Source organism: Streptomyces sp. NBC_00273 (assembly GCF_036178145.1).
GTDB lineage: Bacteria > Actinomycetota > Actinomycetes > Streptomycetales > Streptomycetaceae > Streptomyces.
In genome coordinates this window covers 8081848-8102275 of sequence record NZ_CP108067.1, presented here as the reverse complement: position 1 = coordinate 8102275, position 20428 = coordinate 8081848, and the positions used below count along the sequence as shown (strand labels likewise).

At 71.7% G+C, this 20428-nt stretch carries 21 protein-coding genes; 6 read left to right on the top strand and 15 right to left on the bottom strand.

Going from position 1 to position 20428, the window contains the following annotated elements; all coding sequences use genetic code 11:
- The first annotated feature begins 79 nt into the window (after window positions 1-79).
- Together OG386_RS36300 and OG386_RS36295 are read left to right on the top strand one after the other, a co-directional pair.
- Window positions 80-325, top strand: coding sequence for a hypothetical protein (locus OG386_RS36300; protein ID WP_328791609.1), 246 nt, complete (start codon window positions 80-82; stop codon window positions 323-325).
- The gene (locus tag OG386_RS36295; protein ID WP_328791608.1) at window positions 322-813 is read left to right on the top strand and encodes a hypothetical protein; all 492 of its coding nucleotides are present in this window, start codon (window positions 322-324) and stop codon (window positions 811-813) included. The genes OG386_RS36300 and OG386_RS36295 overlap by 4 nt, the downstream gene beginning before the upstream one ends.
- Here OG386_RS36295 and OG386_RS36290 read toward each other — a convergent pair.
- The 5 genes from OG386_RS36290 to OG386_RS36270 form a co-directional block, all read right to left on the bottom strand.
- Window positions 791-1195, bottom strand: a complete 405-nt coding sequence (locus tag OG386_RS36290; RefSeq protein WP_328791607.1) for a peptidoglycan-binding domain-containing protein — start codon at window positions 1193-1195, stop codon at window positions 791-793. The two genes, OG386_RS36295 and OG386_RS36290, sit on opposite strands and share 23 nt — an antisense overlap.
- Before the next feature lie 47 nt (window positions 1196-1242).
- Window positions 1243-1650 carry a peptidoglycan-binding domain-containing protein gene (locus tag OG386_RS36285; protein ID WP_328791606.1) on the bottom strand — a complete coding sequence of 136 codons (408 nt, stop codon included), beginning with the start codon at window positions 1648-1650 and terminating at the stop codon, window positions 1243-1245.
- 80 nt (window positions 1651-1730) lie between these two features.
- Window positions 1731-2126, bottom strand: coding sequence for a peptidoglycan-binding domain-containing protein (locus OG386_RS36280; protein ID WP_328791605.1), 396 nt, complete (start codon window positions 2124-2126; stop codon window positions 1731-1733).
- A gap of 240 nt (window positions 2127-2366) precedes the next feature.
- A complete protein-coding gene (locus OG386_RS36275; RefSeq protein WP_328791604.1) occupies window positions 2367-3752 on the bottom strand; it encodes a sensor histidine kinase in 1386 nt (461 codons plus the stop codon).
- On the bottom strand, window positions 3749-4501 hold the full coding sequence (locus OG386_RS36270; RefSeq protein ID WP_328791603.1) for a response regulator transcription factor: 753 nt from the start codon (window positions 4499-4501) through the stop codon (window positions 3749-3751). The genes OG386_RS36275 and OG386_RS36270 overlap by 4 nt, the downstream gene beginning before the upstream one ends.
- Window positions 4502-4574: 73 nt before the next feature.
- On the opposite strand from OG386_RS36270, the gene OG386_RS36265 reads away from it, so the two are divergent.
- The 3 genes from OG386_RS36265 (at window position 4575) to OG386_RS36255 (ending at window position 7416) form a co-directional block, all read left to right on the top strand.
- Window positions 4575-5783, top strand: a complete 1209-nt coding sequence (locus tag OG386_RS36265) for a UDP-N-acetylglucosamine--N-acetylmuramyl-(pentapeptide) pyrophosphoryl-undecaprenol N-acetylglucosamine transferase (protein ID WP_328791602.1) — start codon at window positions 4575-4577, stop codon at window positions 5781-5783.
- A complete protein-coding gene (locus OG386_RS36260) occupies window positions 5780-6775 on the top strand; it encodes an SDR family NAD(P)-dependent oxidoreductase (protein WP_328791601.1) in 996 nt (331 codons plus the stop codon). Before OG386_RS36265 ends, OG386_RS36260 begins: the two co-directional genes overlap by 4 nt.
- Window positions 6776-6873: 98 nt before the next feature.
- Window positions 6874-7416 carry a GNAT family N-acetyltransferase gene (locus tag OG386_RS36255; protein WP_328791600.1) on the top strand — a complete coding sequence of 181 codons (543 nt, stop codon included), beginning with the start codon at window positions 6874-6876 and terminating at the stop codon, window positions 7414-7416.
- Here the strand turns inward: OG386_RS36255 and OG386_RS36250 are convergent.
- The 4 genes from OG386_RS36250 to OG386_RS36235 all read right to left on the bottom strand — a co-directional run bounded on the left by OG386_RS36250 (window position 7413) and on the right by OG386_RS36235 (window position 11330).
- A complete protein-coding gene (locus OG386_RS36250; protein WP_328791599.1) occupies window positions 7413-8399 on the bottom strand; it encodes an LLM class flavin-dependent oxidoreductase in 987 nt (328 codons plus the stop codon). The genes OG386_RS36255 and OG386_RS36250 overlap by 4 nt on opposite strands.
- Window positions 8400-8412: 13 nt before the next feature.
- Complete coding sequence (locus OG386_RS36245; RefSeq protein ID WP_328791598.1) at window positions 8413-8934, bottom strand: hypothetical protein; 522 nt, start codon at window positions 8932-8934, stop codon at window positions 8413-8415.
- 1 nt (window position 8935) lies between these two features.
- Complete coding sequence (locus OG386_RS36240; protein ID WP_328791597.1) at window positions 8936-9808, bottom strand: alpha/beta hydrolase; 873 nt, start codon at window positions 9806-9808, stop codon at window positions 8936-8938.
- A 112-nt stretch (window positions 9809-9920) separates the two neighbouring features.
- The gene (locus OG386_RS36235; protein WP_328791596.1) at window positions 9921-11330 is read right to left on the bottom strand and encodes an MFS transporter; all 1410 of its coding nucleotides are present in this window, start codon (window positions 11328-11330) and stop codon (window positions 9921-9923) included.
- Window positions 11331-11498: 168 nt separating this feature from the next.
- Here OG386_RS36235 and OG386_RS36230 point away from each other — a divergent pair, with 168 nt between their 5' ends.
- Window positions 11499-12416: a helix-turn-helix domain-containing protein gene (locus OG386_RS36230; RefSeq protein WP_328791595.1), complete on the top strand. Its 918-nt coding sequence runs from the start codon at window positions 11499-11501 to the stop codon at window positions 12414-12416.
- 39 nt (window positions 12417-12455) lie between these two features.
- On the opposite strand, the gene OG386_RS36225 is transcribed toward OG386_RS36230, so the two are convergent.
- The 6 genes from OG386_RS36225 to OG386_RS36200 form a co-directional block, all read right to left on the bottom strand.
- The gene (locus tag OG386_RS36225) at window positions 12456-13679 is read right to left on the bottom strand and encodes an acyltransferase family protein (protein WP_328791594.1); all 1224 of its coding nucleotides are present in this window, start codon (window positions 13677-13679) and stop codon (window positions 12456-12458) included.
- A 221-nt stretch (window positions 13680-13900) separates the two neighbouring features.
- Window positions 13901-15154 carry an FG-GAP repeat domain-containing protein gene (locus OG386_RS36220; RefSeq protein ID WP_328791593.1) on the bottom strand — a complete coding sequence of 418 codons (1254 nt, stop codon included), beginning with the start codon at window positions 15152-15154 and terminating at the stop codon, window positions 13901-13903.
- Entirely contained in the window at window positions 15151-15933 is a 783-nt protein-coding gene (locus OG386_RS36215; RefSeq protein WP_328791592.1) for a hypothetical protein, read from the bottom strand. Before OG386_RS36215 ends, OG386_RS36220 begins: the two co-directional genes overlap by 4 nt.
- Before the next feature lie 21 nt (window positions 15934-15954).
- Window positions 15955-17151, bottom strand: coding sequence for a non-hydrolyzing UDP-N-acetylglucosamine 2-epimerase (gene wecB, locus OG386_RS36210; RefSeq protein WP_328791591.1), 1197 nt, complete (start codon window positions 17149-17151; stop codon window positions 15955-15957).
- Window positions 17152-17456: 305 nt separating this feature from the next.
- Complete coding sequence (locus OG386_RS36205; protein WP_328791590.1) at window positions 17457-19148, bottom strand: FAD-dependent oxidoreductase; 1692 nt, start codon at window positions 19146-19148, stop codon at window positions 17457-17459.
- Between the two features lie 6 nt (window positions 19149-19154).
- Window positions 19155-20423: an MFS transporter gene (locus OG386_RS36200; RefSeq protein ID WP_328791589.1), complete on the bottom strand. Its 1269-nt coding sequence runs from the start codon at window positions 20421-20423 to the stop codon at window positions 19155-19157.
- Window positions 20424-20428 lie beyond the last annotated feature (5 nt).

The following is a 20428-nucleotide window of genomic DNA, read 5'->3' as shown; positions in this document are numbered from 1 at the left end:
GCGCCATCATGACCCGACAACCCGCACAAATCCCGACGCCACGCCCGCCGCCCCGGCCGCGTCCGCCGCGGATTCGGCCGTGGATCGGATCGATCACCGTCATCCCGGCGGGGAGGCCCGGTCGAAGCAGGCAGCAGCGCTGCCGCCCCGTCGAGGCCCACGACCGCTCGACGCGTACGGCAAGGGAACCGGCCGGGGGCCGATGATGTACGACGTGCTCGGTTGGGACAGCGGCGACTACGGCCTTGCCCACTGCTGGCGGCTGTGCCCGTACGGCGGCGAACTCGTCGTGTTCGTGACCGAGCCGGATCTCGAGACGCCTTGACCGAGGGCACTGGGCGGTCCCGGCGCGGTCCGGCTTCGGTCACCCGTGAGGACCGCGAAGCGCTGGCCGGCCTGCCTGGCGGTGCCGACGCGCCGGAGGAGCCGGAGGAGCCGGAGGAGCCGGAGGAGCCGGAGGAGCCGGAGGAGCCGGAGGAGCCGCCCGCAGTCTCCTCCCGCGTGCGGCCGTGCACTGTCGGACGGGACAACGCCTCCGCGCACGTGGCCCGGATCTTCAAGGGGGGCCGGGAGGAACCGGCCGCCACCGGCGTCGAACTCTTCCACCTCCCGCCGCCGCCCCGCAGTCCCGAGCTGAGCGACATCGAGCGGGTGTGGCGCTCGGCGAAGTACGAGGACCACACCGAGCGCGTCCACACCGCTGCCGACGCGGTCGGCACCGCAGTCGACCACGCCCTGAACGTCAACGCGCACGCATCAAAGGATCAGCAGCGAACTTCGTCCAGGCCGCCTAGCCCTCCGCGGCGGGGATGAGGTACCCCCAGGTCTTGATGCCGACGATGCCGTCCGGGCCGCCGGTCTCCCGAGGGTACGTCGACTGGAACCGCAGCACGGCCGCCTCGGTCTTGGGGCCGAAGGAGCCGTCGATGAAGGTCGGGGCATCGGCGGAGTCGACGAACGCCGTGCGGACCAGGGCCCACTGGAGCGCCCGGACGCAGTCGCCCGTGGAGCCCCTGGCGAGGTTCACGGCCGGGACGGGCCAGCCGTTGGACGCCCAGCGCGTGCCGACCTGGTTCGTGCACGCCTCCAGGTACCCGGACCGGGCCGAGGCCTGCGGGGCGGCTACCCCGACGGCCATGAGCATCGTCGCGCCCAGGACTGCGACGCGGGTCGCGGTCCGCCTGATGGTGTTCATGCCGGAAGCTTCCTTTCGGTGAAGGGTGGGGGTGCCGCCCTCTCGAACTACTCGAAGTAGATGGTGGCGATCAGGTGGTGCCAGGTGTAGCGGCCTACGACGCCGTCCGGGCCGCCCGGGGTCGAGCCGCTGCGCTGGAAGTTCACCACCGCGTTGTACGTCTTGGGGCCGAACTTCCCGTCGACGAAGCCGGGCTGGTCCTCGCTCCGAACGGCGCCGGCCTCGAGTAGCTCCTCCTGGAGTTCCCGGACGCACACCCTGGACGAGCCCTTGGCGAGCACCACCGTGGGGATCTCCCAGCCGTTGTAGTACTCGGAGCCGTAGGCGTTCTTGCACGCCTGTAGCTCATTGCCCCAACTGGCCTGGGCGGTGGGGGCGGTGACCAGCAGCGTGCCGATGGCGGACGCGGCGAGCGCGAGGGCCGCCAGAGGGCGGATACGGCGCGACGAGAACATGGGGAAGCGTCTCCTGGCGATGAGGAAGAGGAACGGAAGGGAAGGGAGTGAGGACGACGGTCGCGAGAAGCGGGAGGAGCTCAGCCCGTCAGGAGCTTCTCCCAGGTCCGCGGGCCCACGATGCCGTCGGCCTCGAGGTTGTGGGTGCTCTGGAACCTACGGATGGCCGAGTTGGTCCGAGCGCCGAAGACGCCGTCGACGAAGTTGCCGCCGCTCTGCTCCCACGAGGTCAGGCCGAACTGCGCGACGAGCTCCTGGAGTCCGGCGACGCAGACGTCGGAGTCGCCCTGGGAGTAGTTGTACCGCGGGATGTTGTAGCGCCCGCTCGGGGAGAGGCGCGTGCCGTACGTGTCCTTGCAGATCTTGTACGAGGAGTCGTCCGCATGGGCGACCGGCGCGGAGACGAACAGGGCGCCGGCGGAGACCGCGGCGAGGAGGAGCGAGGTGACGCCCTTCCCGGGGCGGGAGATGCGCATGTCGAAACAACCTTTCGCTGGTGACCTGATGGCATCGGAAAACTGCCACACGGAGCACGGCCGCCTCCCGCATCCCAGCCGTCCGGGACGTGGGGGACGGACGTCCGCCCAGCTCAGAGCCGCTTCCCGGGGCACGTCCCAGGGACGTCCCGGGTCACGTGACGCCGGTCCCGGCCAGGAGCGGCAGCAGAGACCGCGCAACACCCGCGGACGAAACGGTCCCGTCCCCGCCGGGGCCGTTCAGAACGTCAGCCGGAACAGCGCGCCGCCGCCCGGGGCGGCCTCCGCCGTCAGCTCGGCGGAGTGCGCCCGCGCGATCTGCCGGGCCATGGCGAGGCCGAGCCCCGACCCCGGCAGGGCGCGGGCCGCCCCGGCCCGGTAGAAGCGGTCGAAGACGTGCGGCAGGTCTTCCGGCGAGATGCCGGGGCCGTGGTCCCGGACCGTCAGCGCCGGTCCGCGGCCCGGGACGCCCGCCGTCAGCTCCACCTCGACGGGCAGCCCGTTCCCGCTGAACTTGGCCGCGTTGTCGAGCAGGTTCCCCAGCAGTCGGCTGAGTCGCGCGGGTACCCCCGGCACCACGACGGGCTCGGCCGGCACGCGTACGTGGAAGGGCACGGCCGGCCAGTGCGTGCGCGCCGCCTGCGCGCAGTGCTCCACCAGCGCATCCAGCCGGACCTGTTCCACGAGCGGTTGCGGCTCTTCGTCGCGTGCCAGCTCGATCAGGTCGTTGACGAGCCCCGTCACTTCCCGCAGCTGCCGTCCCAGTGCGGCCGAGGCGCGGTCGCGCTGGTCGGGGGTGAGCCGATCGGCCCGGGCCAGCAGTTCGGCGTTGGTCCGCAGTGCCGTCAGCGGGGTGCGCAGTTCGTGGGAGGCGTCCGCGACCAGTTGGCGTTGCGCGGCGATCGATTGTTCGAGCTCGCCCAGCATCGTGTTGAAGCTCGTGGCCAGCCGGGTGATCTCGTCCTCCCGTCCCGGCGGCGGCAGTTCGATCCGGTGCCGGGCATCGCGGGTGGCGGCGATCCGCTCGGCCGTCGCGGTGAGCCGGGCGACCGGGGCCAGGCCGGTCCGCGAGACCCAGTACCCCAGCACGGCGGCCAGCAGCACGCCGATCACCGCCGTCAGCACCAGCCACTGCGCTGCCTCCTCGATGCCGTCCTCGACGGTGTCGGCCCGCAGGGCCACCTGGAGGGCACGCCCCTTGGCGTAGTCGGTGGTGAGCATCCGGGCGGGGTATCCGGCCACCGTGATGTTGGTGTAGTAGGGGGCCTTCCGGCCCGCGGCGACCTCCCGCGCGGCCGGGTCCACGGGCAGCAGTCCCGGGGTTGCGGGGTCCTTGGCCGGATCGGCGGCCACCACCTCGGCGCAGGCGGGAGCCGCCAGGAACCGGCATTCCCCGGCCAGGGTGCCCGGCGCGTCCCCCGGGTTGCGCTGGGCGGCCAGCCGTGCGGACTGGGTGAGGCTGAGGTCGAGCTGCTCGTAGAGTGCGGACCGGACCACCAGGAACGCCGCCGCGCACACCCCGACGGCCACGAGGGCCACGGCGGCGGTGACCGACAGCGCCAGCCGGGTGCGCAGGGGGCCGCGCCTGCGCCAGACGCGGCCGAGCCGCCGGCGGCCGCCGCTCACGCCGCGTCCAGCCGGTAGCCGACCCCGTGGACGGTGTGCACCAGCCGGGGCTCGCCCGCGGCCTCCAGTTTCCGGCGCAGGTAGCCGACGTAGACGGCGAGGGAGTTGGAGTCCGGCCCGAAGTCCCGCCCCCACACCAGTTCGAGGATCAGTTCGCGCGGGAGCACTTGGCCGGGGTGGCGCAGGAGCAGTTCGAGCAGGGCCGCTTCGGTACGGCTGAATTCCAGCGGACGGCTGCCCCTGCGCCCGGTCCGGGTCGCGGGGTCGAGGACGAGGTCGGCGAAGCCGAGCGGGGCGGCGGTGCCGGTGGGTCCGGGCGCGGCCCGTCGCAGGAGCGCGCGGACCCGGGCGACCAGCTCGTCCAGGGCGAAGGGTTTGACGAGGTAGTCGTCGGCGCCCGCCTCCAGACCGTCGACGCGCTCGCTGACGGAGTCGAGCGCGGTCAGGACGAGGACGGGTGTGCGGTCGCCCAGCGCCCGCAGCTGTCGGCACACGGCGAGGCCGTCGAGTACGGGCATCATCACGTCGAGGACGACCGCGTCGGGCTCCCAGGCCGCGACCTGCGAGAGGGCCGCGAGCCCGTCCGGGGCGCCCCGCACCTCGTACCCCTCGACCGCGAGGCCGTCCTCGACGGCCGCCCGCACCTCGGGCTCGTCGTCGACGACGAGGATGCGCTGCCTGCCCGCGCCGCCCGTACTGCGCGTGCCGCCTGTGCTGTCCGTACTGCCTGTGCTGTCCGTGGAGCTCATGGGGCAAAGCCTGCCAAAGGCTTCTGAGAGAACCTCTTAGAAGCTTCTTAAGGCGCACCGGGAGTGTGCGCACATGACCACCACCACACCCCACACATCCGCGGCGCTCTCCGTCGTGATCGGTGCGGGCGGCACCGGCGGGCACATCTATCCCGGTCTCGCCCTCGCGGAGGCGCTGCGCGCCGCCGTGCCCGGCGCCGTGATCTCGTTCATCGGGACCGAGCGGGGCCTGGAGACCGAGCTGGTTCCCGGCGCCGGCTACCGCCTGCACACCGTCGACATGATCCCCTTCGATCCCGCGCTGGGCGCGAAGCGGTACCTGCTCCCCGCGGCGCTGCTGCGCTCGGCGCACCAGGCGCGTTCGGTGCTCCGGGCCCAGGGTGCCCACGTCGTCGTGGGCATGGGCGGATATCCGAGCGCGCCCGCCGTGCTCGGCGCCCGCCTGGCGGGGCTGCCGGCCGTGATCCACGAGTCGAACGCGGTGCCCGGCCGTGCCAACCAGTTCGCGGCCCGGCTCACCCCGCACGTCGCGGTGGCCTTCGACCGCAGCCGGGGCCACCTCTCGGGCGGTGAGCGGGCGCTGACCACCGGAATGCCGATCTCGGCGGCCCTGTCCGGCCTCGCGGAGCTGCCCGGACCGGACCGGGTGGCGCTGCGCGCCGAGGCGCGGCGCGCGCTCGGGGTGCCCGCGGGGCGCCGGCTGGTCGTCTTCAACGGCGGCAGCCTGGGCGCGGTCCGCCTCACGCGGGCGGCGGCCGCGCTCGCCGACCTCTGGCAGGACCGGGACGACGTACAGCTGCTGGTCAAGACCGGTCCGGACGCGCTGCCCGACACGGTGGCCGAGCTGGTGTCGTCCGGCGGGCAACGGATCGCCCGCGCCATCCCTTACCTGGACCGGATGGACCTCGTCTACGCGGCCGCCGACCTGGTGGTGTGCCGTGGGGGCTCCGCGACCGTCGCCGAGCTCGCGGCGACCGGGGTCCCGTCGGTCCTGGTGCCCTACCCGCACGCGCCCGGCGACCACCAGACCCACAACGCGCGGGTGCTGTCGGACGCGGGAGCGGGACTGCTCCTGCCCGACGCCGAAACCACCGCCGACCGTCTCGCCGGCCTCATCGGGCCCCTGCTGGCCGACCCGGCGCGGCTGTCGGCGATGGCCGGCGCCGCCGACCCCGGCCCGCACGCGCGGGCCGCCGAACTGCTGGCCGCCGAAGTCCTCCGCGTCGCCGGCCTCGTCCCCACCCCCGTCACCCCCGCCATCTCTGATCTGGAGCGCATATGAACAGCTGGACCGACCGCACCGTCCTCGTCACCGGCGCGGAGGGCTTCATCGGCTCGACGCTGGTGGACCTGCTGGTGTCGCGGGGTGCGCGGGTGCGCGCCTTCGTCCACTACAAGCCGTACGCCGAGAAGGGTCACCTGGCGCGCTACCTCGCCGACCCGGACGCTCCGGTGGAGATGTGGGCGGGCGACGTCCGTGACGCGGGCCGGGTCAGCGATGCGGTGGCCGGCTGCGACACCGTCTTCCACCTGGCGGCGCTGATCGGGATTCCGTACAGCTACGCGTCGCCGGGTGCGTACGTGCAGACGAACGTCACGGGCACGCAGAACGTGGCGGAGGCCTGCCGGCGGCACGGTGTGCGGCGCCTCGTGCACACGTCGACCAGCGAGGTCTACGGGACGGCGCTGACCGCCCCGATCTCCGAGAGCCACCCGCTGCAGCCGCAGTCCCCCTACTCCGCGTCGAAGATCGGCGCGGACATGATGGCGCTCTCCTTCCACCACGCCTTCGAGCTCCCGGTGACGGTGGTGCGCCCGTTCAACACGTACGGGCCTCGGCAGTCGGCGCGCGCGGTCATCCCGACGATCCTCGCGCAACTGCACGCGGGGGCCCGCGAAATCCGCCTCGGCTCTCTCACGCCGACCCGGGACTTCACGTACGTGACGGACACGGCGGAGGGCTTCCTGGCGGTGGCGGAGTGCGACCGGGCGCTGGGCGAGGTGGTCAACCTCGGCACCGGTGCGGAGATCTCGGTCGGCGCCCTGGCCGAGGCCCTGATCGCGGCTTCCGGCCGGGATGCGGAGGTCGTGGTGGACCCGACCCGGCTGCGCCCGTCGGGCAGCGAGGTCCAGCGCCTGCTGTCGGACAACTCCCGGGCCCGCGACTGGGCCGGCTGGCGGCCCCGGGTCGGCCTGGAGGAGGGCCTGCGCCGCACCTCGGACTGGATCGCGGCGAACCCGTCCCTCTTCGCCCCGGACCGGTACGCGGTCTAGCCGGCCCAAGGGCACTGCCGGGCGGATAATCCGGTGAACGGATGATCCGTCGCCGGATATCTTGGTTCGTCCCGCACCGACCACGGAGGTCCTCCCGCATGAGCAGCACGACGCCGTCCTTTCCCGACCGGATGGAGCTGACGGGCGAGGGCCTGGTCCTGCGCGACTGGACCGCGGCGGACCTGGCGTCGATGCCCGAGCTCTTCGACCACCCCGACATCGCGTACTGGACGCCGATCGTCTCCCCCTTCGACGACGAGGCCGCCCGCAACCGTCTGGACCGGGCGCGGGAGCTGCGCAAGGAGGGTACGGCCCTCCTGCTGGCCATCACCGTCGACGGCGGCGCCCCGCTCGGCGAGGTGATGCTCAAGCGCGCGCCCGAGGGCACGGAGCTCGGATACGCGCTCGGTCCGGCGCACCGGGGCCGGGGGCTGGCCGCCCGAGCAGTGCGGGTGATGGCCGCGTACGCCTTCGAGCAGCTGGGGGTGGACCGGGTGATCCTGGAACTGGAGGCAGAGAACGCCTCCAGCGTCGGCGTGGCCACCCGGGCCGGATTCCGCCTCCTCGACGTGCCGTTGATCACGGGCGAGGAGAAGGGCCGGCCCTACGCGCTCCAGACCTGGGGCCTCGACCGCCCCTAACGCCGCAGGGCCAGGCCGGCGGCTCCCACCGGGGCCGCTTGCTGCGCTTCGGGGGCCGGGAGGGCGAAGGCCTCGGACAGCAGCTCGTACGAACGGTGGCGGTCCGCCGGATCGCAGGTCAGGGTGTTGACGATCAGCTCGTCCACGCCGTGGCTCCCGGCGAGGGCCCTCAGTACCGCGGACACCTGCTCCGGCGCCCCGGAGACGAGGGCCGTGCGGTGCACCTTGGCCCGTTCCAGTTCCGCGCCCGTCCAGCGGTGGCGGCGCGTGGTCTCGTACGACGGCAGGGGGCCGTCCTGGCCGAGGTCCTTGCGGGCGCGCCACAGCAGCAGGCTCTGGGCCAGCTCCTCGGCGCGGCCGGCGCTGTCCGCCGTCACCACGCGGACCGCGAGCGCGCCGCCCGGCCGGTCGCCCGTGGAGGTGCGGAACTGGGCACGGTAGTCCTCGAAGGCTTCCTGGCCGCCCGCCGGGGAGAAGAAGTGCCCGAACGCGAACTCGGTGCCCAGCAGCCCGGCCAGCCGCGCCGACTCGCGTCCCGCGCCCAGGAGCCACATCTGCGGCGGGACCGGTGCGTGCGGGACGACTCCGCCCTCGCCCAGCAGGGCGCGCAGCTGGGCCAGCCGCTGCGGGAAGTCGCGGGCGGGGCCGCCGGCCCGGCCGATGCCGAGGTCGACCCGTCCCGGGTGGAGGGAGGCCAGTACGCCGAACACCTCGGCCACCTTCGCCGGGTCGTAGCGGGGCAGTAGCACTCCGCCGGTCCCGATCCGCATCCGCGAGGTGTGGGCGAGCAGGGTGCCCGCGAGGATTTCCGGCGCGCTGCTCGCGAAGCCGGGAGAGTCGTGGTGTTCGGCGACCCAGTAACGGGCGTAGCCGAGGCCTTCGGCGGCGCGGGCGAGGTCCACGGAAGCCCGCAGCGCCTGGTCCGGGGTGTGGTCCTCGCCGACCGGGGTCTGGTCGAGTACGGACAGTCGCAGCTTCGTCATGACGGGCCGCCTTTCAGTGCTGGTGGGCGGGGAGACCGGTGGCACCCGCCATGGTCGCGGGCACGATCCTGAAGTCCCGTTCGAAGACCAGGTTGTGGAGGTCTGCGGCGGCGATCGCGCGCAGGGTGGGCAGTTCGGCGGCGGCCTGTGCGTCGTCGAAGACGTTCAGCGGCCATTCGGAGACCGTCGCGCCGCGCAGGTGCGGGTGGTGGAAGGAGGCTCCGTAGTGCGCGTACAGCGTCACGGGCGGGATGTCGGCGGCCGACTGCTCGTCCCACCACAGGGTCCAGGCGTGGAAGAGGCTCCGGTCGTCGGCCCGTTGGACGCCGCTGGCGTCGATCACGCCTTGTCCGAGGAGCAGTTCGTCGTTGAGCTCGCCGAGCGCCTGGCGTGCGTACGGGTCCAGCAGGCGCGCGGCGGTACGGAAGTGCTCCTCCTTGTCGGGGCGGGAGACGGAGCCGCCGTGGATGCCGTCGCGCAGGTCGGCGAAGTGGCGCAGCAGGGCGTCGAGGTTGGAGACGTCGGAGGTGGTCATGTCAGCTCCATGGAGGGGAAGAGGGGAGGGTTTCGGGGCCGTTCGGTGAGGTGAGCCGGCGCAGGGCCAGCCCCAGCCAGCCGCGCATCGACACCGTCGGGTGCCCGCCCGGGCCTCGGCCGGGCTGCAGGAACGCCCCGTGACCCGTCTGCCGGAACTCCCGTAGGGCGACCTCCACCCCGGCCGCCCGCAGCAGGCGCCCGTAGTGGTGCACGTCGTCGCTGACGGGGTCGAGGTCACCGGTGGCCATCACGGCCGGTGCGAGTCCGCTCAGGTCGGCGGCTTCGAGGGGGGTGCTGTGGAGCCGTGTGCCGTCGGCGGCGACCGGCCGGCCCGGGTGCCGGTAGTCCTGCCAGGCCGCCATCAGGTAGGAGGCCGTGGGGAACATGTCCGGGAAGCGGTGGTACGAGGCCGCCGCGCAGTCGGGGTCCAGCGGCGGGTACGCCAGTACCTGCGCGGCCAGCGGAACCCCGCGGTCGCGGCAGACGAGGGCGGCCGAGGCGGCGAGGGTGCCGCCGGCGCTGTCCCCGCCGACGGCGAGGACGGGCGGGGCGGACGGGGCTCCGGCGGACCCGTCCGGCTGTTCCCCGGCCCAGGTCAGGGCGGACAGGATGTCCTCGACCATGGCCGGGTGGCGTACCTCGGGGGCCAGCCGGTAGTCCACGCTCACCACCCCGAAGCCGGAGTAGCGGGCGAGTTCGGCGGTGGCGCCGTGCCAGTCCTGGGCGGATCCGGCACGCCAGCTGCCCCCGTGGGCCCACACGAGCCAGCCCTGCGGTGAAGCGGTGCCGGGCCGGTACGCCCGGGCGGGAAGGGGCCCGGACGGGGTGGGCACGGACACCTGCTCCCAGCTGATGACGGTGGGTGTGGCCATCGGGGTTCCTTTCCATCGGTAGCCGGCGCTCGCGCCGGGCCCGGGGCCAACGTTCGCGGCGGGGGCAGGGCTGTCACAAGGCGGAGTTGCCTTAGTGGAGGCGCGCACTTCGTCAGCTGGGCTGCTTGGTGCGGAGGAAGAGGACGGTGGTGACGGTGCCGACCAGGACGATCGCGGTGTTCACGATGACCGCGGTCGTGATCCCCGCATGAATGTCCGTGTTGGCCGCAGCGATCGCCGACATGATCGGCGTACCCATCGTGATACCGACCTGCTGCGTCATCGTCGCCAGACCCGTCGCCATACCCTGCTCGTGATCCGGCAGACCCGTCGTCGCCGTCACCATGAACCCGACGATCACCAACATGTTGCCCACACCACCCGCGAACGTCGCGACCAGCAGCAACCACATGCTCGACGAAGTCTCACCCAACGCCACCAGACTCAGCGTCGCGACCGCCTGCAACACACCACCGATGATCAACGTCGACCGTGTCCCCACCGCACCGATCACCCGCGGAGCGATCGAACCACCGATCACCGTGCCGATACCCAACACACCGAACGACAGACCCGCCGTCAGCGGCGAAAAGTCCAACACCTCCTGGAGGTACAGCGTCATCAGGAAGACCAGGCTGGTCTCGGTCAGGAACGCGATCAGACCCGCGATGTTGCCCCACGCGACCGTCTTCTTCTTCAACACCGAAACCGGCACCAACGGAGCCGAGCTCCTCGACTCGATCGCATAGAAGACCACCAGCAGCACCACACCCGCGGCCAGCCAACCCAACGCTGACGGCGCACCCCAACCGTGCTCACCCGCCTGCGTCAACCCGTAGATCAACGCCAACAGACCCAACGTCACAGCCGTAGCACCCGGCAGGTCCAACTTCGGACGCACCGACGGACGCGACTCCTTGATCACCGCCGGAGCAATGAACAACACCGCCAGGGCAACGGGAACGTTGATGAAGAACGCCCACCGCCACGACAACAGATCCGTCAGGACACCACCCAGGATCGCGCCCGTCGTGAACCCCGCCGACATCAGAGCACCGTTCAGGCCGAGGGCCTTCTCACGGAGCGGACCCTCCGGAAACGACGTCGTCAGCAGCGAAAGCCCGGCCGGCGTCACCGCCGCCGTCGCCAAACCCTGGAACACACGCGCCACCAGCAGCATCTCCGGCGACGTCGCCAGGCCGCCCACGAGCGAGGACAGGCCCAGCACCGCCAGACCCACCAGGAACAACCGACGACGCCCGAACAGGTCAGCCACCCTGCCGAACAACAGCGTGAAACCAGCAGCACACAACGCGAACGACGTCGCGATCCACTGCAGATTCGACAACGAGAAACCCAGCCCGTCACCGATCACCGGCAACGCCACGTTCAGAATCGAGAAATCAACCGCCAGCATGAACTGCGCCACCAGCAGCACCACCAACACCAACTTCAAACGCCCGTCCAAACGAACGGGCCCCTCCGTTCCCGTTTCGACCCGCGCACCTTCGACGACCGACATCGCCACACACTTCCTCTCGATCACGCAACGAGCTGTTGCGTCATCGACTTTGGACCGGTCGGAGAGGGTTACCCAGCCCCCTGGTTGTGCTGGCGCCGGGCAAGCTAGCACTCCCAGGGCCACCTTCACGGGCTCCGTTCGACGCCCTCCCCCGGCACACTGGAACGCATGGACACACCGACTGCCCTGGGCGAGTTCCTCCGCACTCGTCGCGCCCAGCTCCAGCCCGAGGACGTCGGGCTCCCCTCCCACGGCACCCGCCGGCGCGTGCCCGGGCTGCGGCGCGAGGAGCTCGCCCTCCTGGCGGGGGTGAGCATCACGTACTACACCCACCTGGAGCAGGGGCAGAGCACGAACGCCTCGGACAGCGTCCTGGACGCCCTGGCCCGCGCCCTGCGCCTGACCCCGGACGAGCACGCGCACCTGCTGAACCTCGCCCGGCCGCCGCGCGCCAAGCGGGCCCAGTCGCCGCGCCCCGAGTACGCCCGTGACACCACGCGCCGGCTGATCGCCGCGATGCCGCAGGTCCCGGCGGTCGTCCTGGACGGCCGCAACAACGTGCTCGCCTGGAATCCGCTGGGGCACGCCCTGCTCGCGGGGCACGTCGACATCGCGAGCCCCGACGACCCGTCCGTACGCCCCAACCTCACGCGGATGCTGTTCCTCGATCCGCACACCCGGGAGCTCTACACGGACTGGAAGAGCGAGGCTCGGGTCGCCCTGGCGGCCCTGCGCCTGGTCGCCGGGCGCAATCCGGAGGACCGCGCGCTCGCCGAGCTCATCGGGGCGCTCATGCTGCAGAGCCCCGACTTCGCCTCGCTGTGGTCGAAGCACCCCGTACGGGACTGCACGGTCGGCACCAAGACCCTGCACCACCCCGTCGTGGGCCCGCTGACCCTCGATTTCGAGAACCTGCACCTCACCGACGGCACCAACCACCGGATGCTGCTCTACAGCGCCCCCGAATCCTCGCCCTCCGACGCCGCCCTGCGCATGCTGTCGAGCCTGACCGCCGGTGCTGCGGCGGCGGGGCACGAAAACCCGAAGCCCGCGTCGGCGGATGCCGACGCGGGCGGGGAGCGGTAGGGCGGGGAGCGGTAGGGCGGGGAGCGGTAGGGCGGCGGGTCAGTCCCGGGCGGCCGCGGTGACCGGGGTCCGGTCACCGGAAGGCTCACGGGCCGGGGCGGGTGCCGCGCCGGCCGGCGTACGGGTCCTGGCCCGGCCGAAGCGGCGCATGGCGGGCATCTCCACGAAGCGGAAGAGGAGCCAGCCGCCCAGCAGCGAGGCGGCGAAGAACCCGGCGATCACCAGCAGGGCCACGGGGACGCCGTAGGTGTGCTCGCCCAGCAGCGAGCGCAGGTAGAAGATCGTGACGCCCTGGACGAGGTAGAAGCCGAAGGACACCTCGCCCAGCCACACCATGGGACGGCTGCGCAGGAAGGTGGCCCGGCCGTCCACGTCGGCCTGTGCGGTGGCTCCGATGAGCGCGGCGACCGGGATGATCGTCGCGACGACGAATCCGTACTGGAACGGGGCGACGAGCGCGGCGGCGTAGCCGAGGACCGTGAGCGCGAGGGAGACGCCGAAGCCGACGCGGCGCGGCCACAGTCCCGAAAGGACGATCCGGGCGAGCAGGATGCCGAGGACGAACTCGAAGAGGCGGCCGGCCGGGAGCAGGTAGCCGAACCAGAACTGCATCCCGGAGATCGGCGTGATGGTGGACTTCGGGGTGTCGGGGACGAAGTAGGTGGCGATGAGCTGGAGGGCGACCATCCCGGCGATCATCGCGGCGCTCCAGCCCCACAGGGCGGTCCGGCCGCGGAGCCTGCGGATCGGAACGATGAGGGCCGGGAAGAGCATGTAGAAGAGCAGCTCGCTGCCGAGGGACCAGCTGGGCGGGTTGACGCTGAGGTTGACGGTGGGCTGCGGCCACCAGGTGTGGATGAGGAAGAGGTTCGGGAGCCAGTCGGCGACGCCGGTGACGGCCGAGCCGGCGAAGAGGAGCATCGCGGCGGCGAAGACGACGACGTGGTTGGGGAAGATCTTCAGCAGCCGGCGGCGGAGGAAGGCGGTGACGCGCTCGCCGGGCTTGGCGGCCCAGGCGAGGACGAAGCCCGAGAGGACGAAGAAGAAGGAGACTCCCAGGTAGCCGGCCTTGCCGAAGGCGGTGGAGAACCAGTCCGCGACGGTGGCGTCGGCGAAGGGGTTGATGGGCGCGTTCGGCGGGATCGGGGAGTCGGTCAGGGACGAGTGGAAGAAGAAGACGGAGAGCGCGGCGAAGAACCGCAGGCCGGTCAGTGAGGGCAGCTTCGCCCGCTTCGCGGCGTCGGGGGACGTCGTGGAGGCCACAGGGAATCGCTCTTTCGGAAGAGGTGCGGAAGAGGTTTCGTGAAGGACGGCCGCCGGGGCCGTGGTCCGTACGGTGGGGACACGGTCCCGGGCGGCGTGCTGGACACCCTTGGGGCGTCGCGAGGGGCGGTACTGACCGTCGGGGCTCAGGGCACGGGGCGACGGGGGCGGCGCGGGCCGGGGCGGGGCGGCGCGGGCGCCTGGTCCGGCGCGGACACCCGCTACTGGTCGATCTCGTTGCGGTAGACCATGAGCTTGGCGTCCTTGGCCACGTAGTAGTTCTGGACGGAGTACGCGATGGTGGCGAAGTCGAGGCGGCCGTCCCCGTTGAAGTCGGCCGTGGCGATGCGGGCGACGGACTCCTCGGAGACCCGCCACTTGGCCCAGACGCCGTTGGCCGCGTCGATCGCCTTGTAGTACATGACGCCCTGCCAGGGCCACGGTCCGCGCAGGGCCACGAGGAACTCCTCGTCGCCGTCGCCGTCGAAGTCGGCGCAGACGATCTGGTGGCCGGGGCCCTCGCCGTTCTCGTTGGGGTCGCCGTACACGTCGAGCAGGACGCGGTTCCAGCCCTCGCCGTCCTCGGCCTTGGTGTAGACGGCCACGGTGTTGCCGTGGAAGGGCTCGATGGCGGCGACGTACGCCATGGGGTCGTCGCCGAGCCGGCCGGCGTTGAGGTCGCCGCTGCCGCGGAAGCCGGTCTGCTCGAACTGGGTGAGCTCGCCCGTGCCGATCAGCTCGCGGACCCACTCCTGGCGGGCTTCGTCGAACCAGAGCCAGGTGACGCCCTCGTCGGAGGCCAGCAGCAGGGATTCGAGCTCGGAGCCGGGGACCAGGCCCTGCTTCTTCTCGGCGCCGTGGATCATCCGGAAGTGGCTGTCGTCGATGACCGTCATCGGCCACTCTTCCGCCGTGTGCACGTCGTCGGGCTGGGTGAACAGCACGACGGGCAGTACGGCGTGGACGTCCTCCTTGGCGACGATCGGCAGGCCGATGATCTGGAGCCGGTCGGTGCGGGTGAAGTGGCCGGCGCGCAGGCGGTGCATACCGGTGGCGCGGCCGACGTAGTGGCGCTTCCAGCGCGACTCGTCCTTGTCGGGGGTGCCCGGGTTCTCCAGCCAGTCGATCTTTCCGCCTTCGGTGTTGGCGTCGTGGATCGTGCCGATCGGGCCGTAGAGGTCGTAGCAGACGATGACGTCGGGGTGGCCGTTGCCGCTGACGTCGGCGAAGTCGGCGCCGACGGGCATCTTGATGCGGTCGGCTATCAGCCGGCGGGTCCAGTCGCCGTCGTTGGCGTACCAGTAGATCTCGCCGAGCCGCAGCCCGTAGCCGAACAGGTCCGGCTTGCCGTCCCCGTTGATGTCCGGCGCCTCCAGCCAGTAGCCGTCGCGGAGCTGGTCGGCCACGACCTCGGCGGTGAACTTCGGGGCGCGCAGGACGGTCTCGGGGTTCTTGCCGGTGCCGGTGGTGGTCATGAGTGGTTCTCCAGGGAGGTGAGGGCGGTCGCGGGGCGGAGGGTGCGCAGCGCGCGGGGTACGGGGTGGTACTCGATGGCGAGCCAGATGCAGTCGGTGTCGGCCCGGTACTGGTGCCAGGGGTAGTGGTAGGTGCACTGGGGGCCGGTGGCGCAGAACGGGTCCGGAGTGGTGTAGCCGGGGCTCATCAGGACGTCCTGGTAGAGCGAGGCGTGGTCGCGGTCCCGGAAGCGCTGCATCCGGCCCAGGCCGTGGACCTGGGTGTGGACCTCGATGAAGTCGTGCTGGTTGTGGACGGCGCAGTCGGTTCCGGCGGGCGAGAACCACAGGTTGGCGCGGACGTTGAACTCGCGCAGGTCCATGGCGCTCTCGCGCTCGCCGAGTACGTGGGCCGGGTCGAACAGGACGGTGTTGATGTCGTCCTGGGGGCTGCGGTACAGGGCGGTCTCGCGGGGGAATTCGCCGGGGCCGAGGAGGTCGGCGAGGTGGGACCAGCCGGGTTCCGCGGTGATGCCGGTGATGTCGGTGCCGTCGGGGGCGGTGCGCAGGAGGAGGAGCGCCTCGGCCTTCTCGATGCGGGTGTCGGCGAGGACGGTCGAGGAGAGCGGGGGGATGGTCTTGCGCGGTTCCTCCGCGATGGTCACGGGCGTCACGCCGGGGTTGACGACGATGGTGCGGCCTTCGACGGTGTAGTCCACGGCGTCGCGTACGAGCGCGGCCCTCAGGTACGGGGTGCTGAAGTTCAGCGGGCGTTCGACGGCGGACGGGGTGGCGCTCATGCGGCGGTTCCTCTCCGGGGTTCAGGTGCGGGCGAAGTCGGCCGTGCGGGCGAGCTCGACGCTGAGCTCGTCGACGGCGCTGTCGGGGACGAAGGGCTCGGGCGCGGGACCCAGGCCGAAGAAGTGGGCGAGCGCGGCGACCGTGCGGTCGGTGGCCCGTCCGTCGCCGTACGGGTTGGCGGCGGTGGCCATCCGGTCGTACTCGGCGCGGTCGCGCAGCAGGGCCAGGGTGCGGGTGACGATGCCCTCGGTGGCCGTTCCGACGAGGCAGGCGGTGCCGGCGACGATGGCCTCGGACCGCTCTGTGACGTCGCCGAGGACCAGCGTGGGCTTGCCGAGCGCGGGCCCCTCCTCCTGGCTGCCGCTGCTGTCCGAGACGATGACGTCGGCACGGCCCATGAGCTTGCAGAAGCTGAGGTAGGGCAGCGGGTCGACGACGGTGATGCTCGGGTGGCTGCCGATGTGCGGGAGGAGCGCCTCGCGGACGACGGGGTTGCGGTGCAGCGGGACCACGACGCGCACACCGGGCTCGTCGGCGATGCGGGCCAGCGCCCGGCCGATCTGCGGCAGGTGCGGCCAGGCCTCGCGGCGGTGCGCGGAGGCCAGGACGACGCGGCGCGGGTCGCGGTCGAGGTCGGCCAGCGCCGGGTCGCCGTAGCTCTCGGCGCGGCCGCTGGCCCAGCGCAGGGCGTCGATGACCGTGTTGCCGGTGACGGTGATCGTGTCGGCGGCGATGCCCTCGCGCAGCAGGTTCGCCAGGTTGCCGGGGGTGGGGGCCAGGTGGAGGGCGGCGACCTGGGCGACGAGCCGTCTGTTGCCCTCCTCGGGGAAGGGCGAGCCGAGCCGGCCGCTGCGCAGTCCGGCCTCGACGTGGACGACGGGGATCCGCTGGTGGAATCCGGCCAGGGCTCCGGTGAGGGTGGTGGCGGTGTCACCGTGGACCAGGACCGCGTCGGCGGGCGCGGTGGCGAAGTAGTCCTCCAGGCCGCGCAGCGAGCGGTAGGTGACCTGGGAGAGGGTCTGCTTGGGGGCCATCACTTTCAGGTCGACGTCGGCGGTGAGGCCGAAGGCGTCGAGGGTCTCGTCCAGCATCTGGCGGTGCTGCCCGGTGGAGATCACGACGGGCTCGAAGCGCGGGTCGTCCTGGAGGGCGCGGATGACGGGCGCGAACTTGATGGCCTCCGGCCGGGTGCCGAGGACTACGGCGACGGAACGCATGGCTTCCTCTACTTTCTGACGCGTGCTTTCTGACGCGTGGGGAATCGAGCCGTGGCGGGGCGTGCGAGGGCGCGGCACGGCGATGTACCGCGGGCCTGTCGGGAGGTGGCGGCCAGGGGATCGGATCTCACTGCGAGGGGCTTTTCAGCTGCCCTCTTCCGGCCAAGACACAGCTTTCCCGCAGCCGGCCGGGGAGTCAACGAACACCCGCGGCCACTCGAACGGTTGGACGGGAACGACAGAAGCCCCGCACTCCGGAGACCGGAGTACGGGGCTTCTGACCAGGGGTTACGGGTGGGGAGGGGTCAGCCTCGCGCAGGCTTGATCGACATCGAGTGGCGGAAGAAGTCGGACGGGTCGTACTTCCTCTTCACCTGCTGCAGGCGCGGGTAGTTGTCCTTGTAGTAGAGCGTCTGCCACGGCACACCGGACCTGTTGCGACGGGGATCGGTGATGTCCCGGTCGGGGTAGTTGATGTAGCAGCCGTCGGTGCTGTCGTCGATCAGCGGCACGCCACCGGTCGCCGAGAAGAAGTCCTCGTACAGGTCGCGCAGCCAGCCCAGGTAGAACGCGTCCTCGGACTCCTCCTGCCAGAAGGTCTGGAAGCACATCTTGAAGATGGACGAGCGCTGCGCGTTGGCCGTCGCGTCGGGTGCCATGGCGTTGACCTGCCCGCCGAAGGAGAAGAGCACCAGCATGGTGTCGGGGTTCTTGAAGTCCGGCCGGCTCATGTACTGGTAGAGCGCGGAGATCTGATGGTCGGTGAAGTTCTTGCGCATGTAAGCGGACTTGTGCGCGCCGCGTGAGGTGGGGTTGGTGATGACCGGGTTGTTGGTGCCGACCAGTCTGGTCGCCTGGAGCCAGGGCAGGGTCCTGGGCTCCGCGAACTGCGGCATGGCGGGCAGCTCACCCGTGGGGCGGGTGAGTGCCTTCGGGGTGACTCCCGTGCCGGCGGTGATGGCCGCCAGGTAGTCGTCGAGCAGTTTTCTCGCGTTCGGCACCGTCGCGTCGACCTGGGTGAACATGCCCAGGCTGCCGTGCGCCTTGGAGCTGACGTTGAACAGGCTGGAGAGGTTGCGGTACGGGGAGTCGGGCGCGCTGTTGGCGGCGTGCCACGCGCCGAAGTTCTTCAGCAGCCGGGTGAACTTCGCCTCCGTCAGCTGCTCCCAGGGGAAGTCGACGGCGCTCACCAGGACCTTCGACGGCGGGGATATCAGCTGTTCGGAGGGCTCGGTGCCCTTCGCGCCCGGGGAGCGGAACCAGTAGCGGGTCACCAGGCCGAAGTTGCCGCCGCCACCGCCGGTGTGCGCCCACCACAGGTCCCGGTTCGGGTCGTTCTTCTCCCGGGTGGCCACGACGGTGCGTACGCCGCCCTTCCCGTCCGTCACCACGACCTCCACGGCGTAGAGGTGGTCGACGACCAGGCCGTGGGCCCGGGAGAGCAGTCCGTAGCCGCCGCCGGCTATGTGCCCGCCGGCTCCGACGCTGTAGCAGATGCCGCCGGGGACGGTGACGCCCCAGCCCTTGTAGAGGGCCTCGTACACGTTGATCAGGCGGGCGCCCGCCTCGACGACGAACGCGCGGAACTTCGGGTCGTAGCCGACGTGCGTCATCTCCGAGAAGTCGATGATGACCTGGGTGCCGGAGTGGGCGGCGAAGTCGGCGAAGCAGTGGCCGCCGCTGCGCACCGAGACCCGCTTGCCCGCCCGGACCGCGTCTCTGAGCGCGCGTTCGGCGTCCGCGGTCGAGCGGACCATCTTGATGTAGTCCGGGCGTGCCACGAAGCGCTGGTTGTTGCCCGTGGTGAGCATTTCGTAGCGCGGATCCCCCGGCTTGACGACGGATCCGGTCCCGGCGGCCGCGGCGCGCGCCGCGTCGCCGGAGGCGTTCGGGGCGGCTGCCGCCGCCACGGGGCCGGACAGGGCGCCGGCCACCGCTGCGCCTCCGACGACGGCCGCGCTGCGGGTGAGCATGGTCCGGCGATCGACACCGTTCATGTGCGTCTACCTCGACTTCTGTTCGACGATGGAGTGCGTGCCGTGTCCGGCACCTGGTGCGTTCGTGAGTGGTGCGGTGGGGAGCGCTGCGCCGGGCTGCGGGTGCGGTCCGCCGCTCCCGCGGCTGCCGTGGCTGCGGCGGTCGAGCCGGCCGGAGAGCGCCGCAGTGCCCAGACCGGCCGCGGCCAGTCCGGCACCGATCCAGGTCGGTGAGGTCCACCCGAAGCCGTGGGCGACGGCGAGGCCGCCGAGCCAGGCCCCGAGGGCGTTACCGAGGTTGAAGGCCGCGATGTTCGCCGCGGAGGCGAGGGCCGGGGCGCCCGCGGCCTGCTGCATCACACGTGCCTGCAGCGGGGGCACCGTCGCGAATCCGATCGCCCCGAAGGCGGCCAGGGTGATCGCGGCGGGTACGGCGGCGCGCGAGGTGAAGGTGAAGATCACCAGTACCAGGCAGAGGCCGCCGAGGATGAGGTACAGGCTGGGCATCAGGGCCCGGTCGGCGGCCCGGCCGCCGAGTACGTTGCCCACGCACAGCCCGACGCCGAAGAGGACGAGGAGCCAGGCGACCGCGCCGTCGGAGAAGCCGGCCAGTTCCGTCATCATCGGCGCGAGGTAGGTGAAGGAGGCGAAGACCCCGCCGAAACCGAGGACCGTGGTCGTCAGCGCCAACCACACCTGGGGCTTGCGGAAGACGGCGAGTTCGCCGCGCAGGGCTCCGCGTTCCGGCGCGGGCTGGGCCGGAACCAGGGCGACCAGAGCGACCAGTCCGACGATCCCGATGCCGGTGACCGCCCAGAAGGTCGAGCGCCAACCGAACTCCTGGCCGAGGAAGGTGCCCAGCGGTACGCCGAGCACATTGGCCAGGGTGAGCCCGGTGAACATCAGGGCGATGGCACTGGCCCGCCGGTCGGGTGCCACCAGGTCGGCGGCCACGACGGAGCCGATCCCGAAGAACGCGCCGTGCGTGAGGGCGGCGATCAGCCGCCCGCCCATGAGGGCGGTGTAGTCGCCGGCCAGGGCACAGAGCAGGTTGCCGGCGATGAAGATGGCCATCAGGACGACGAGCATGGTCTTGCGCGGCAGCCGGGCACCGGCCGCGGTCATCAGCGGTGCGCCGACGACCACGCCGAGGGCGTAGCCCGTGACCAGCATGCCGGCGGAGGGGATGGAGACGGACAGGTCCTCGGCGACTTCCGGGAGCAGACCGACGATGACGAACTCGGTCGTCCCGATGCCGAAGGCACCTATGGCGAGGGCGAGGAGGGAGGCGCGCATCGGCC

Excerpts from the sequence above, each read along its gene's own strand:
- OG386_RS36270 (WP_328791603.1), bottom strand. The coding sequence starts at position 4,501 with ATGAGCTCCACGGACAGCACAGGCAGTACGGACAGCACAGGCGGCACG.
- OG386_RS36245 (WP_328791598.1), bottom strand. The coding sequence starts at position 8,934 with ATGACCACCTCCGACGTCTCCAACCTCGACGCCCTGCTGCGCCACTTC.
- OG386_RS36255 (WP_328791600.1), top strand. The coding sequence starts at position 6,874 with ATGAGCAGCACGACGCCGTCCTTTCCCGACCGGATGGAGCTGACGGGC.
- OG386_RS36250 (WP_328791599.1), bottom strand. The coding sequence starts at position 8,399 with ATGACGAAGCTGCGACTGTCCGTACTCGACCAGACCCCGGTCGGCGAG.
- OG386_RS36260 (WP_328791601.1), top strand. The coding sequence starts at position 5,780 with ATGAACAGCTGGACCGACCGCACCGTCCTCGTCACCGGCGCGGAGGGC.
- wecB (WP_328791591.1), bottom strand. The coding sequence starts at position 17,151 with ATGCGTTCCGTCGCCGTAGTCCTCGGCACCCGGCCGGAGGCCATCAAG.
- OG386_RS36200 (WP_328791589.1), bottom strand. The coding sequence starts at position 20,423 with ATGCGCGCCTCCCTCCTCGCCCTCGCCATAGGTGCCTTCGGCATCGGG.
- OG386_RS36205 (WP_328791590.1), bottom strand. The coding sequence starts at position 19,148 with ATGAACGGTGTCGATCGCCGGACCATGCTCACCCGCAGCGCGGCCGTC.
- OG386_RS36290 (WP_328791607.1), bottom strand. The coding sequence starts at position 1,195 with ATGAACACCATCAGGCGGACCGCGACCCGCGTCGCAGTCCTGGGCGCG.
- OG386_RS36240 (WP_328791597.1), bottom strand. The coding sequence starts at position 9,808 with ATGGCCACACCCACCGTCATCAGCTGGGAGCAGGTGTCCGTGCCCACC.
- OG386_RS36265 (WP_328791602.1), top strand. The coding sequence starts at position 4,575 with ATGACCACCACCACACCCCACACATCCGCGGCGCTCTCCGTCGTGATC.
- OG386_RS36235 (WP_328791596.1), bottom strand. The coding sequence starts at position 11,330 with ATGTCGGTCGTCGAAGGTGCGCGGGTCGAAACGGGAACGGAGGGGCCC.
- OG386_RS36285 (WP_328791606.1), bottom strand. The coding sequence starts at position 1,650 with ATGTTCTCGTCGCGCCGTATCCGCCCTCTGGCGGCCCTCGCGCTCGCC.
- OG386_RS36220 (WP_328791593.1), bottom strand. The coding sequence starts at position 15,154 with ATGACCACCACCGGCACCGGCAAGAACCCCGAGACCGTCCTGCGCGCC.
- OG386_RS36230 (WP_328791595.1), top strand. The coding sequence starts at position 11,499 with ATGGACACACCGACTGCCCTGGGCGAGTTCCTCCGCACTCGTCGCGCC.
- OG386_RS36215 (WP_328791592.1), bottom strand. The coding sequence starts at position 15,933 with ATGAGCGCCACCCCGTCCGCCGTCGAACGCCCGCTGAACTTCAGCACC.
- OG386_RS36280 (WP_328791605.1), bottom strand. The coding sequence starts at position 2,126 with ATGCGCATCTCCCGCCCCGGGAAGGGCGTCACCTCGCTCCTCCTCGCC.